At 54.9% G+C, this 14806-nt stretch carries 11 protein-coding genes; all 11 read right to left on the reverse strand.

The annotated features are described in order from the left end of the window. Positions 1-199 precede the first annotated feature (199 nt). Entirely contained in the window at positions 200-2224 is a 2025-nt protein-coding gene (locus tag NLX68_RS20210) for a nucleoside-diphosphate sugar epimerase/dehydratase (RefSeq protein WP_254285535.1), read from the reverse strand. A 136-nt stretch (positions 2225-2360) separates the two neighbouring features. Then, positions 2361-3377: a glycosyltransferase family 4 protein gene (locus tag NLX68_RS20215; protein WP_100782124.1), complete on the reverse strand. Its 1017-nt coding sequence runs from the start codon at positions 3375-3377 to the stop codon at positions 2361-2363. 2 nt (positions 3378-3379) lie between these two features. Further along, positions 3380-4330, reverse strand: coding sequence for an SDR family oxidoreductase (locus NLX68_RS20220; protein WP_100782125.1), 951 nt, complete (start codon positions 4328-4330; stop codon positions 3380-3382). Positions 4331-4373: 43 nt separating this feature from the next. Then, positions 4374-5678, reverse strand: coding sequence for an undecaprenyl-phosphate glucose phosphotransferase (locus NLX68_RS20225; RefSeq protein WP_302056276.1), 1305 nt, complete (start codon positions 5676-5678; stop codon positions 4374-4376). Positions 5679-5983: 305 nt separating this feature from the next. Continuing rightward, complete coding sequence (locus tag NLX68_RS20230; protein WP_145959273.1) at positions 5984-7231, reverse strand: O-antigen ligase; 1248 nt, start codon at positions 7229-7231, stop codon at positions 5984-5986. 46 nt (positions 7232-7277) lie between these two features. Next, complete coding sequence (locus tag NLX68_RS20235) at positions 7278-8663, reverse strand: undecaprenyl-phosphate glucose phosphotransferase (protein ID WP_254285537.1); 1386 nt, start codon at positions 8661-8663, stop codon at positions 7278-7280. A gap of 109 nt (positions 8664-8772) precedes the next feature. Next, complete coding sequence (locus NLX68_RS20240; protein WP_254285538.1) at positions 8773-9885, reverse strand: DUF1972 domain-containing protein; 1113 nt, start codon at positions 9883-9885, stop codon at positions 8773-8775. Beyond that, positions 9885-11000 carry a glycosyltransferase family 4 protein gene (locus tag NLX68_RS20245; protein WP_100782130.1) on the reverse strand — a complete coding sequence of 372 codons (1116 nt, stop codon included), beginning with the start codon at positions 10998-11000 and terminating at the stop codon, positions 9885-9887. The genes NLX68_RS20240 and NLX68_RS20245 overlap by 1 nt, the downstream gene beginning before the upstream one ends. Positions 11001-11009: 9 nt before the next feature. Beyond that, a complete protein-coding gene (locus NLX68_RS20250; RefSeq protein ID WP_254285539.1) occupies positions 11010-12137 on the reverse strand; it encodes a hypothetical protein in 1128 nt (375 codons plus the stop codon). Continuing rightward, positions 12134-13393, reverse strand: coding sequence for an oligosaccharide flippase family protein (locus NLX68_RS20255; RefSeq protein WP_189638139.1), 1260 nt, complete (start codon positions 13391-13393; stop codon positions 12134-12136). The genes NLX68_RS20250 and NLX68_RS20255 overlap by 4 nt, the downstream gene beginning before the upstream one ends. Further along, entirely contained in the window at positions 13380-14519 is a 1140-nt protein-coding gene (gene wecB / locus NLX68_RS20260) for a non-hydrolyzing UDP-N-acetylglucosamine 2-epimerase (RefSeq protein WP_145959274.1), read from the reverse strand. The genes NLX68_RS20255 and wecB overlap by 14 nt, the downstream gene beginning before the upstream one ends. Between the last annotated feature and the right edge of the window lie 287 nt (positions 14520-14806).

Genomic DNA, 14806 nt, shown 5'->3' on the forward strand with positions numbered 1-14806 from the left:
TCCAAACCCTACCGTCAGGACGGCAAAGATCAAGGTCGGGCTAACAGGCGCTCAAGGCATTTTCAAGGTTGACTAGAAGCACAGAACTGTAACATAAAACTTAAACACCTCAGAATTGCCCTACAATTTTTCGGATGAATGCCTTCTGAGAAGTTCAATTTTCTACAGCGACTGCGACAAGCAAACGTATCTATTTGTTTCAATAGGTTTGGCGCTCGACCTCCCACGCCGACGAATCTGCCCGCCCCTGTTGATAAACCCAATCGACAATCTCTCCATCCGGGGCGTAGCCGCTGACGGTTTCGCGCAATAACTGGCGTACCCGGTTGCAATCATTGTCGCCAAGAGCTGCTTGTAACTCTTGCAGGCACTCCTTGAGGCGACTCCACCCCAGGCAATCTTCCTCGGCACTCATGATCATGGGATGCCGGGTAGCTACAACATCACCGCCAATCAACAGTTCTTCGAAGAGCTTCTCGCCAGGACGCAATCCGGTGAATTCGATGGCAACATCCCCTCCCGGATTGCGCTCGGAACGCACACTAAGGCCCGACAGGTGGATCATCTTCTCTGCCAATGTCGCGATACGCACAGGTTCGCCCATGTCCAGCACGAACACCTCGCCCCCGCGCCCCATGGAGCCCGCCTGGATAACCAGTTGAGCCGCTTCGGGAATGGTCATGAAATAGCGGGTAATGTGCGGATGCGTCACCGTCAAAGGCCCACCCGCGGCGATTTGCTTATGGAACAGCGGGATGACAGAGCCGGAGGACCCCAGCACATTGCCAAATCGCACCATGGTGAAACGTGTGGTGTTGACGGACGCAACATCCCCTTCCTCACCGAACAGCACCGGAGTCATTTCTCGGCTCAGCGCTTGAAGCGTCATTTCAGCCAGGCGTTTGGTGCTACCCATCACATTGGTCGGACGTACGGCTTTGTCGGTGGAGATGAGCACGAAGTTGGAAACATTCGCCTGAAGGGCGGCCTGTGCGGTATTGAGCGTACCAAATACGTTATTGAGTACACCTTCGGCAATGTTGTGCTCGATGATCGGCACATGCTTGTAGGCCGCCGCATGATAAACCGTGTCGACTCGCCACATGCTCATGGTGTCAAACAGCAGTTTCTGATTACGCACCGAACCTAGAAACGGCAACAAGCGCACGGGTAGAGACTCTCGCACAATCCGCTCCTCGAGTTCGCCCACGACGCTGTAGAGGTTGAACTCGCTATGCTCAAACAGCAGCAGCGTGGTAGGCCGTAACGTCAATATCTGACGGCACAGTTCCGAACCGATCGAGCCACCGGCACCCGTTACCATGACCACATGGCCGGTTATGCAATGGGCCAGCAAGTCCTCTTGGGCAGGCACCGCGTCGCGACCGAGTAAGTCGGCGATATCCACTTCCTGAATGTCATCCACTTTGACCCGACCGCTGGCCAGATCCATGATGCCGGGCACACTGCGTACGTGCAGGGGAAAGTTTTCGAGGTGATCAAGAACCTCCCGGCGCCGGCGCCGGCTACTGGAAGGTATCGCCAGCAACACTTCTTGGGCCCCGGTCATATCGATAACTTTCTGAATATCCTTGCCGCGATAGACCTGCAATCCGGAAATGATACGATCGGCGAGACCTTCATCATCATCAATAAAGGCGACCGGACGCATGACACGTCCCATGCGCAACGCTGCAACCAGTTGATTACCTGCAGCGCCGGCACCATAGATCGCCACTTTCGGCAGGCCATTATCTCGACTGGCAAATGGCACATGTTGAGCTGCAGTAAACCAATCGCCCAGAAAGTACTGACGCATAATCAGGCGCAAGCCACCGATCATGATCAGGCTTAGCCACCAGTAGTTGAAAATGACTGATCGAGGCACCGCGATCTGGCGCGTGCTGAACCAGTACACCACCAGAGCCAAGACCAGCGACGACAACGTAACCGCTTTAACTATGGCAATCAGGGCATCATTGCCAAAGTAACGCATGACGGCCCGGTACATGCCAAATCGAATGAATGTCGGGATAGCGGTCAGAGGGGCGGCGACGAACAGCCACAGGTGCGTCATTACCGGGTTGACCATCTCATCCAACCCCAAGCGGACCAGAAAAGCCAGGCACAGTGCGATCCACACCAGAACAATATCCGTGGCTACTTGTATCGCTCGCTTACACGGACGCGTCAACCCGAGCATGCGTGTCCTTATTCTATCCATACCCGCACTTTTCCTTTCCCTCAGACAGCAACACTTGCTCAAGGCATCCCTCCCTGAGGATGGACACCCGGACAACACGATGACATATACAAACCCGATGCCAAGACGCTGCGCGGCTGCGCAACGGCACTTGCAGTCAGCGAAGTTCCAACGCTCCGGCCCGGAACTTGATAGCCAATAGCACCAACGGCGAATAGGCAATTAGCATGCCTCCCTCCCCCGGAAGCCAGCCGATTGCAACAGCAACTGCCAACGGCAGCAACCAGACCAGGTTGATCACCAGCACAGCCAACGTGACCGGCAGATGCTGACCGTATTGACGCGAAGCGAACTGATAGGCATGGCTGCAATGCGCTTCGTAGACTTTATCGCCACGTACCAGGCGCCGCATCAAGGTGCAGCTTGCGTCCACGATGAATACACCGAGTAAAATCAACCAGCTCCATAGTAGCTGTGGCGCCACCCATCCCGCCTGTAATGAAAGGATACCGAGCATGACGCCGATGAATCCACTCCCAGCATCCCCCATGAAAATCCTGGCAGGAGGAAAATTCCACACCAAAAAGCCCAATACCGCAGCGGCTAATGCAAGCACCATATAGGCGTTGACCGGCTGCCCAATCAACACATACAGCAATGCTCCACCAAAACAGACGCAAACGGCCTCAACACTGGCAATACCATCAATACCATCCATGAAATTGTACAGGTTCAACAACCAGACCAAGTACAACACCGCAAGCGCCTGGCCGACCCCGCCCAGATCAAGAGAAACACCGAATAGCTCAAACGGCGGCAGACCACCTACCCACCACAATGCCCAAATCGCAGCAGCGAAATGCCCCAGCAAACGCCAACGCGCGGCAATATGACCATGATCATCGAGAAACCCCAGCACTGCGATGCCTCCGCCTGCCCCGAGCAATGCCAGAGCCAGGCTCCAAGTCACCCAGGCGGATGCCAGGAACGCTGGCAGCACCAGCAGAAAGCTCAGCACAATGGCGACACCACCTCCCCGTGGAGTTGGCACCGAATGCGAACTTCGGGCATTTGGTATGTCGATCAAACTGCGCGCCAGGGCATAACGGCGCAACGCCCAGGTCAAGGCCAGGGAGAGCCCCAGCACCACGACCAACCACAACCAGACACTCATACTTACCGCTGTTCCAGAAAGTTGCGGGCTGTTTCGCTCAATGCATCACCGACACGAGTTGGGGGTTCCCACCCCAACACCCTACGGTTCTTGCTGATATCGACCTGCAAGGTACCACAGAGCCGTTGGGCAATGCCGGACTTGCCGAGCAGATGCAGTGACGCACTCAACGCCCACGCTGGCACCGGTATCAACCTCGGGGATTTGCCCAGGGCGCTCGCGGTGTACTGCAGCAACTGCGTGGTCGTAAGATCCTCACCGTCACTGGCGAGGAAAATCTGGTTGGCTGCGGCAGGATGAGCCATGCAGGTCGAAATCAAATCCACAAGATTGTCCAAGGCCAACAAACTTCGCTTATTACGCAGAGCCCCCAACGGTAAAGGTAATCCCCGGTTCAACCAGCCCATCATGCGCAGAAAGTTGGCTTTGACGCCTGGCCCATACACCAGCACCGGTCGAATGATGGTCACTTGCATATCGCTGTGTGCCGCCAGCTCAAGCAGCTGCATTTCTGCCTCATGCTTGGAAATCCCATAAGGGTCTGCCGGATTGACCGGATCATCAGCACCCAAAGGCTGCCCGATAGCGCTCGACTCACCGTTTACCTTGATCGAACTGATAAAGATAAAGCGTTTGACACCCGCCTTGGCCGCAGCACGGGCAAGGCTCATGGTGCCATCGACATTGATCTTGCGAAACGCATCAAGCGGATTGGTGGATTGTTCATTCATCACATGCACGCGTGCGGCGCAATGAACAACCTGCGCCTGGTTCGCCAGCGCCGCAGCCCAGTCGTGTCGAATGATATCGTCGAAGAATACCGGTTCTATGCCAGGAATCAGTGCAGCATTCTGCCGCCGCAAGGCCGCGCGCACCCGATGGCCTTTCAAGGTTAAATGCCGGGCAACGGCTGAGCCGACAAAACCGCTAGTACCCGTGAGGAAAACATTCATTTAAACATGCCAAAGGGTTGACGGTGCAGCAAGCCTGCCCCCTTCAAAAAGCATTCTTGTTGATAAAGCCTTTGAAAATCGTCAGCAGGATAATTTTCAGATCCAGCCCCAACGACCAGTTATCAATATACCAAAGGTCATACTCGACCCGCTTTTGCATTTTCTCTAACGTATCTGTTTCACCCCGATAGCCGCTGACCTGTGCCCAGCCAGTGATACCCGGCTTGACCTTGTGCCGTTGCATATAGGACTCAACCAGCTCCTTGTAGTATTCGTTGTGCTCCAGCGCATGCGGTCGCGGCCCGACGATCGACATGCGCCCTTGCAGCACATTGAAGAACTGAGGCAGCTCATCAAGGCTTGTACGCCGCAAAAACGCACCGACCCGGGTTACGCGTACATCGTTACGGGTGGCCTGGGTTACGCCGCCTTCACGATGGACCACCATCGAGCGGAACTTATAGACCTTGAAGTGTTTGCCATTGATTCCCGTTCGATACTGTTTAAACAGGATAGGCCCCGGTGAGCTGATCCTGATAGCCAACGCGATCACCAGGCAAACCGGGAGGATCAACAGGCTGATAAGGCCGCCGATCACCAGATCTTCAACTCGCTTGACGACACGAACCGGACCGTCGATGGGGCTGCAGCTCAGATCAAGCGAATACAGCCCGGCAATATGGCTGACCCTATGATTGAGAAGACGAATATCACCCCACTCAGGTATGAACCTGACGGCAACAGTGTGATGGCGCAAGGCGTAGAGAATCGAACGAATCGCACCACCTTCGCTCAACGGCAAGCAAAGCCAGACTTCATGAACACCCGACTCATCGACTTTGCCAACCAGTGTCTCCAGCCAGCCTGCACCCTGGCTAAATGCCAGGTTCACGGCGACATGGAAACCGTCTTCCTCCAGGGTTTTCCCACTACTCAACTGGTTGGCTGACTGCCCCCCGGAATCAACGAGCAGGACACTCTTCAAATTTCGTCCGGCCCCCCGTACACGCCGTAACAGCAAGAACACCGAGAGTCGCAGCAACAGGCATAGGGAACTGCCGGTTATCAGCATCACGCTGAACCATATACGTGAGTAGTTATCGGAGACTTTCAATAGAAATGTCAACGACATCAGAATGCCCGCGGCCGCAAGCCAACACACGACCAGGACACTCAACTGGCGCCAGAATGACTGCCCGCGCTGCGACCCGTAGACACCGCCCAAGGCCAGACAGACCACGACTATAACGGCCGTAATCGTGACGGCCGTGTTGTAGCGGCCGGACATGTCAAACTGGTGAAAGCGGTAGTGGTAAGCGAACAATCCCGCAGCCAGGACAATGACCATGTCCATCAGTGCAATGAAAAAAGGAACGGGATAACGCTCCGCGAAGGTAGGCTGGTACCGGTGAGTTACTTGCATCGTCTGGAATGGGCCCCGCTGTGTGTGACGCTCAGTTTGCAGTACTCAGTGCCCTGGCACTACCCCCACCCAGCCACACGCTCTGCCCGTTGAACGGCCGAATTGGCTGGAATCGGCAATCATCTCTGATGCTGACCCTAGCCTCACTGCGCAGCACTTTCCAGTAAACTGCCAACCTACGCGCCCCAGGTGCGAACCCCGGGTCGGCATTACAAACGCTTACGCCGACGTCACTGCTGCGAATCGGCGCTCGCCTGACGATCAACCGGCAGCACCGAGCGCGCCAGAAGCACAGCCAGTGGTAACCAGAACACTGTCCAATAGGTTCCTGGACGGCTGTAGATCCGCTCGACATCCGTGAGCATGGCGATGAGTGCAAAGACAAGCACCGGGACCGCAAGGCGTATCCAGGGATCGTTGCGCAATTTCCAAGCTTTCATACCTACCAGCAACAAGCCTGCGGCCATCAACGCCACCGAGACCAATCCGCTGTCGTAGATCTGTTGCAGGTACAAGCTATGAGCATGCGGCGACACAGCCTCCTCGTTCGGCCATCGGTACTCGAACGGGGTGCCCAACCCATAACCGAGCAGCCAGTGGCCTGGCATCAGTTGGAAGAAATACTCCCAGATAGGCCCTCGCCCGGAGAGCTGGCGCACCTGCACCTCCACCAACAGACGATCCCAGAAATGAAAGACCGCCAACATCAGCAGCACGGTGCCGATTGCGGTCAACCACAAGGCCCGCTTCGAACGCTGCATCAGAACAACCATTACCGCCGCGCCCAGCAGGCCGAACCAGGCGCCTCGCGTATAGGTAAGCAGCACATAGACCGACAACACGCCGAAAACCGCCAGCCAGAAGAGCGCCTGCAACCAGGACGTACGTCGCTCCAAGGCAACTCCCAGCGCCCAGACAGCCACCGAGCCGTGAAAAATTCCAGCCACAACGGGCCAGCCATAGTCGGCAAAATCGCCGATACCCAGGCGATAGAGCCTGTAGGCCCTATATTCCAATGGCTGCCCCAGCCAGAAGAACTGGTAGATGATCGTGGCCAAGGCACCGGCAGCAACCACGGCGACTGCGAACAACAGTGCATTGCGCAAGAGTTGTGGGTCGCGGTCGTGCAGCATTTTGACCGCCAATAAAAAACATGCCATGTATAGACCACGCTTGGCCAGTGCCAAGGGGTTCTCAACTCCAGTCGCCCACTGCGTGCTCAATGCCATCCAGGCAAGCATCAGCAGCCAGGGGTAATACTCGACCGGAATACGAATCGAGCGGCGCACCAGCGCAACCCAGAGGCCATACACCAATGCAGGCAAAAGCAACCACACATACACCTGCGCGTTACGCGCACTGCCGGACTCGAACCAGACATATCCGCTGACCAGAACAAACAACCCTAAAGCCAAGGCCCAGCACAGCGCCCTCGCTCCTTTTCCCCCACCGATGAGACCACTCAAACGATCTGACACACAACTCTCCAACAACGGCCCGGGCGCAATCCCCCTAGCCTGTTAATCAATAGGCTGTTTTACCGACAAACCCTTTGAACACGGTCCAGAAAATGATCTTGATATCCAGGGCCAGGGACCAGTTGTCGATGTACCACAGATCGCACTCCACCCTTTTTTGCATCTTGTCCAGCGTGTCGGTTTCACCTCGATAGCCGTTGACTTGCGCCCAACCGGTGATTCCCGGTTTTACCTTGTGACGCTGCATGTACGACTCGACGAGGTCCTTGTAGTACTCGTTATGCGCCAGGGCATGAGGCCGCGGCCCGACAATGGACATGCGCCCTTGCAATACGTTGAAAAACTGAGGCAGCTCATCCAGGCTCGTACGACGCAAGAATGCACCTATACGGGTTACCCGTGGATCGTTGCGCGTCGCCTGGGTGACGTCCCCCCGGTTCTCCTGATGTACCACCATGGAGCGGAATTTGTACACCTTGAATTTACGTCCATTGATGCCAGTCCGGTACTGCTTGAACACCACCGGCCCGGGAGAAGACAGCTTGATCGCCAGCGCAATGCACAGGCAAACCGGCAGGATCATCAAGGATATCGCGCCGCCGATGACAATATCTTCGACGCGCTTGAGCATCGCCGCCGGCCCGTCCATGGGGCTGCAGCTGAGGTCCAGCGAGTAGACCCCGGCAATATTACTGACCTTGTGGTTCAGCAATGGCAGGTCCCCCCATTCAGGAATGAAGCGTACTGCTACTGTGTGGTGACGTAACGCATACATGACTGAACGCAGGGTCGCACCTGCCGACAATGGCAAGCACAGCCAGACTTCATGCACCGCATGCTCGTCAACGGCCTTGACCAGACGCTCCAGCCAGTCCGGCTCACTTGCGAAAGGCAGTGTACAGGCGACCCGGAAACCATCTTCGTCCAGCTCGGTACCACTATGCAATCGCAGAGCCGCGCTGCCACCGGCATCGATCAGCAACACCGACTTGAGGTTTCGCCCCGCAGAACGCAGCTGTCGAAGAGCGATAAAAATCAAGACGCGAAAGGTCACGGTGAAGGTACTGCCGATCGCAACAAAGTACATGAACCATTGACGCGAAAACTCTTCCGCCGATTTCAGAAAGAACACCACACTCAGCAAGACACCAATGGTCACCAGCCATCCCAGATATACCCTGCCCAACTGGCTGGCAATCGACTTGCCACGCCAGGAACCATACAGGCCGCTCGCCCACAGGCTGATCATCACCACCAATGCGCAGAGCGTAACAGCTAGCGGATAACTGCTGGAAAGGCGCCAATCATCGAATCGCCACCAGTGGGCCAGGTAAGCCGCACTGACCACCAGTAGGAAATCTGCAATTGCAGCGACCATTGCCACCGGATAGCGCTCGGCAAAGGTCGGTTGGTAACGCGTTGTGTTAGGCATGACTCAGTCACGGTTCCCTGTCATGTAAAGTCTTATGGTGCTGTCGCTCTACAGACCGCTTGGCACCACTGAAAGTAAGTGGAAAATCGCAGGTTCACGGCAGACTAAGCTATTTGCTTGGGTGCCATTTGACCAGCAAGCTCTCATACTCCCGCAAAATGCGCTCCCAGGTGAACCGTTCAAGGAAGCGGTTGCGACTCGCCGCTTTCATTGCCTGTACAGCCTGGTCGTCGATGAGCAAACGATCGAACAATGCTGCGCAGGCGTCTTCATCGGCAAAGTATGCGGCCTCCGGCCCTGCCACCCAACGGTTGAAGTGATTGTCGTGCGCAATCACTGCACAACCGGCTCCCAGGCCTTCGACCAAAGAAGGATTGGTGCCGCCAACACGGTGACCATGCAAGTAAAAACGACTGAAATGACGCAGTGCCTGGACGACCGGCACTTCGTAGATCGCCCCCGGAAACAGCACCTCGCTGCTGGCAGCGTCCATTACTTGGCGGTGATAGACATTTGCCTGCGGGTTGAAGTTGCCCAACACCACCAGTCGATGTCCACGGGGCTTGGCACTAAACGCCCGAACCATTTCCAGGAACGAGTTCTCAGGCTCTGGCCGCGCAATGATCACCGAAAACTGACCGGGTTGCAGGGCAAAGCGCTCCAGAAGGCTGGCATCCGCTGTCAGCACTTCATCTCCACCATAAGGGATCATGGTGATTTTCTCGGCCGATACCCGAGTCGCCAGGTGATCCTTGATCTTGGGGTGGTCGGCGACCAGGTGATTACCGATCCAGCACCCCGCCCGCTCATTCAACCAGAACCAGGTTTTGGCAATCAGCCCCCACTTTTCGCGACGCCACTCAATGCCATCCATGTTGATGACATTGATCTGACCCTTGACCCGCTGCAGCAAGTTGAAAACCGCCGTGTTGTAACCCAGCGTCAGAAAGAGCCCGTCCTGGGAAAGTGCATGGCAGGTGGCTTTCCAGTCAAAAACGATAGTGCCCGCTGCCCCCGCTCGGCTGACGGGAATGTGGATGCGACGCACGCCTTCCCAGTGACTTTCCCAGATGGCACCCTCGCCATCCTCCTGGCAATAGACCGTGACTTGCCAGCCCTGAGCGACGAGGTAAGGCGCCAATTTTTCGGCAAACGTTTCAAAACCGCCATGCTGGGCGGGTACCCCCCTGATTCCCAGGACAGTAAGGCTACGAGTACTCATCAATACGATCCGCTCAAAACTGAATGGTAAGCATCAAACGTCTGCTTGGCTGCATAGTCCCAACTATACTCCGAGCTTATAAGGGCACGGATTTGCGGATTGTAGTCACTGCTCAGCGCCAAGTTGACAGCTGAGCGCATTGACGTCTCATCGGCAGGGTCGCAATAGTATGCATAATCCCTGAAGTAATCCTTAACCGACCCTTTGGCCGAAACAACAATATTGCAACCAGCATAAGCCGCTTCAAGACTGACCAGGCCAGGAGTTTCAATCCAGCTAGTCAGTACATTGGCCTTGGCTTCGAGCATATGTTGGAAGACTTCTTCCTGTGACAAGTGAGAGAAAAACTCAACATTGCCTCGGCGTTTAGCCAGGGCCTTGAGCTTCCCAAAATACCCTTCGCTGTTTGGCCCGGGATTACCGATAAAGCGGATGGTAAACGTTTCGTTCATTACCGAACGCAGGAAGCCCATCTGATTTTTCCGAGCGTCAATGCGTGCAACAAACGTGACCAGATCGTCGCGCCGGGTAACCGTTGAGGCTGCGGCAACGGCGTCGAAAACGGTCGTATCAACGGCATTATTGACCACTCGATAACTCGGCTTCTTGACATTCAATCGCGCCGCAAGCGCCTCGAACTCAAGCTCAGAGTTAGGCAACAGCATATCCACCGACTGGACAATCTTACGCTGGGTATCAATGTAATTATTGAACACGCCCTTCAGGTAGATTTTCTCTCGGCGCAGCAAAAACTTGGCGGCTGCCTTGGCTCGCTCAAACCCGCCAACACCGAACAGGCGATAGACCATCGATTGCAGTGGCGGTGCACCATTGGCCGCATAGTCATCAAAAGGCCAATAGATGGTTGACAGGACCTTTTTACTTGAGCAGCCACTGCGCTGAATTTCCTGGAGGTATTCGAGGATGTCGTAGATCCAGGTCAGATCGGTCAGGTGCAAGATGTCATAAGCAGCATAATCCACACCATAGGGTGTGGTCGTCAAATCGCAATGGACCCCAAGCTTCTCCAAACCCGCTTTGGTTTTCAGTATCTGTATCTGTGCTCCGCCTGGCGAACTGTGAAAATTATGACGAACACAAAAAAGCACTTTCATCCTTACCCCCTAATTAGCCATGTCCGTCGCAGCCACCCGATCCCGCAGATGCCGAACAATCAATATCGATACAATCCAGTACAACCAGAATGAAACAGAGAGAAACTCGTGTGTTGCCATCTGAACAAAAAGCAGGTAATACACCGAATAAAAAAACAGCAGCTTAGAGCGTGGCAATAAATAAAAAAGCCACCCTACAAAAAATCCGTATACAACCAGCAGCCCGACCAAACCAAAATTCAAGGCAACAAAGAAAGGCCCGGACTCTACATAATAAAAATCCGACCCATGCAAATGAAAGTAAACCCCTTCATAAAAGGGGTCTCCAAAGAGCATGGCAAGCGCTTCTTGCCGGGAGAAAAAATCCACCAGCAGGTCCATCATTTCAAACCGTGAAGAAATGGTTCCCGAGAACACCAGCACATCGGAAAACGCAACAACAAACAAAACCGCGGCGCCCACCACGAACGGCAATGCCAGCAAGCTGCGAACAATCCGCCCGCCGACCAACAGGGTCAAAAACAACAACCAGACTCTATTGAGCGAGGAAAAAATCGCCAACGCATTGGCTAGGCCTATTAGCAGTTTTTTACCTGCACCCATTGCCGAACCAAAGTACACCAGCATGATCAGTACAAGGGACGACAGCGTCGAGTAGGTTTGCGGGGTCGTTGCAAAACCTTTAGCCGCATAGACATCCGGCATTCCCTTGCCCCACAGCGGCTCAACCCATTGATTCAAACCCAGGGTATAGGAGGCACCAAGAAGGGCCAGGCCGACAAGCGCGTGAATCGTCAGCGGGAAGATAAAACACGTCGACAGGTCCGAGCGCTGGTTGGGAATAAACAAAACCACCAGTGAGGTAACCGCAAAGAAAAACAGAACCAGGTAAAAGTCAGATTTCGTCGTCAGTTTCCCTGCCGAGGCCATAAACACCAGAAACCACAGCGCAGACAGCAGCACAATCGCCAGAAACCGTCGACTGTAGAAACTGGCCGTGCGAAATCCTCCCACCGCAATGATCAGCCCGAACAGCAGAAAACCCAGCTTGTCCGCGCCCCACGGAAAAAAAGTGTTCCCTAATGAGCAAAAGACCAAAAACGACAGGAGCAACACTTCTGCACTTCGCCGTTTCATTTGAAGCCTTCTTGCCTGAAAACCATGACGCTCGACACCAGCAGGAGTACCGACAACAACGCCTCTGCCACCAGTAGCGAATAAACCGCACCCAACCCGGCATAAGTTTCAATCATCACGTAGGCGGCGGCGATGAAAACCAGTGCCGTCACATAAAAACATTTTGCATAGACGCGAGGATGACCACCTGCGGTCAGCAACTGGGTACCCAGTACGTTGTTGAGCACCCCCATTACGATCCACGCGGCAAAAAGCCTGAAATACGTAACGCTTTCTGCCGGATAATCAAAAAACTCGAAGAAAAATGAGTACGACAAGAGAAAAGCCAGCGCGACAAAAATGCCCACGGTGGTAAAGACGCTCCCCGTGAGCAGCACCGAGCGAAGCCCGACCCGGAACCCCGCAGCGAAGGCGCGGCTGTTGATCGGATAGATCGCTTGGCTCAGGGGAACAAACAGACTGCTGACCGCCTTGACGATGCGCTCGACGCTGGCATACACGCCAACTACCGAACTAGGGTAGTTGGCCCCTAACCATAGCGTGCCGCCGTTGGTAATCACCACCGATGACAATGTCGCCGAGAAAATATGCCAGCCCTCCTGCAACTGCCGTCTGACCTTGAGGTCAGCCAGCGGCACCTTGAGCACGAGCCCATTTCGATAAACGTGGAAGTACACCACCAGCATCACAAGAAAAGCAAAAATCGCTTGCGAATAGAATACGACGTACAGGTCTTCCGGCCCCTTGACCAAGAGCAGCACCGGGACGCAGGAAAGCACCTTGCCAGTTACGTTGAAGAAGGTGACGCCGCGAAATGACTCCAGCCCCTGAAAGAACCAAACTGGCGTAAAGGACACAAACACCGCGGATAAAACCGCAGGCAGGAAGACCTGCTGATCCAGCCCGAGCCACCAGAAACAGGACACGCAGATCAATAGCACCACGCTGGCGACCAGAAGCTTGGAAAGTAAAACCTCCCAAAACACACCAGAGACAAAGCGCAGATCCGCTTTATTCTGCGCCACCGCCCGGCAACCGGTTAAAGAAAAGCCATAATCGATAACCACTTGAACATAGGCGGCAACTGCAGCACAAATCGCATAGACACCAAATGACTCGACCCCCAGAATCTTCACAAGATAAAAGAGGACAACTAACGGAACAATATAGTTACCGCCATGCACACATAGCAAATAGGAAGAGTTGCGTACAACTCTTCCCAGGTCACTTTCTAGCCAGCGACTAGCGAGCGGCATTTTTATAACCGTAAAGTGCCTCAGTAATCCGCGCGCAGGCGTTGCCATCGCCGTAGGGATTATGCGCATAACTCATTTCGTCGTAGTACGCCGAATCCGCCAGCAGGTGATTAAGCTCACGGACAATATTGTCTGCGTCCGTACCGACCAGCTTCACCGTGCCCGCAGCGACCGCTTCTGGACGCTCAGTGGTATCACGCATGACCAGCACTGGCTTGCCCAGCGAAGGCGCCTCCTCCTGAATACCACCAGAGTCGGTCAGAATAATGTGCGAACGGCTCATCAGATAGACAAAAGGCAAATAATCCAGCGGTGCGATCAAATGGATATTGTCGATACCCGAGAGCAAGCGATTGACCGGCTCCCGTACATTCGGGTTCAAGTGCACAGGATAGACAATATCAACATCCGGGTGCTGACACGCCACCGCCCTTAAAGCCTGGCATATTCTTTCGAAGCCGCCACCAAAACTCTCTCGACGGTGCCCGGTGACCAGAATGACCTTACGCTCGGCATCAAGGAACGCGGAAGGCGCAGCCGCCTCGGCCCTCAACTCGGCATCTTCCTCCAGGCGCTTGACCACATCCAGCAATGCATCGATCACCGTATTGCCGGTGACCAGAATGCTCCGCGGGTCAATGCCTTCTCCCAGCAGATTGGCCTGGGATGTTTCAGTCGGAGCGAAATGCAGGTTGGCCAGCGCCCCGGTCAGTTTGCGATTGGCTTCTTCCGGCCAGGGCGAATAGATATTCCCGGTACGTAGACCCGCTTCAACGTGAGCCACAGGAATCTGCTCATAGTAAGCCGCCAGACTTGCTGCAAACGTTGTGGCCGTATCACCATGAACCAGCACCACGTCAGGCTTGAACTGGCGGAACACCGTCTTCATGCCCTGCAAAATCGCTGTGGTCACGTCAGTGAGATCCTGGCCTGGCTTCATGATGCTCAAATCGAAATCTGGCTCGATGGAAAACAAGCCCAAAACCTGATCGAGCATTTCCCGGTGCTGCCCTGTGACGCAAACCTTCGCCTCAAAGCGCTTATCGCCCGCCAGAGCAAGAACCAAAGGCGCCATTTTTATTGCTTCAGGTCGAGTGCCAAATACACACAGGGTTTTCACGTAAATGCTCCTTGAATCAGGGTCTGACTCAACAATGAATTCTATTTTACTAGCGTAAGTCGGTGCTCATGCTCGAACACTGTGATTGCCACTTGCCTAGCAAGCTCTCAGCCCGCCCAGCCACCAATCTGGCCTGATCAGAATGTGCTGTACACGAGGCGGCCAGAGTCGTCAGCATGATCAACGCCAACGCCGCTCAGACAACGCCGGAGAAAGGCTCCGACCGCCCCATGAATCGAGGACGGGGCAGCTGCCAGAGGGGGCACAACGTAGGAAGCGGACGGGGGAATACA

Source organism: Pseudomonas sp. SBB6 (genome assembly GCF_024213215.1).
Classification (GTDB): Bacteria; Pseudomonadota; Gammaproteobacteria; order Pseudomonadales; family Pseudomonadaceae; genus Aquipseudomonas; species Aquipseudomonas donghuensis.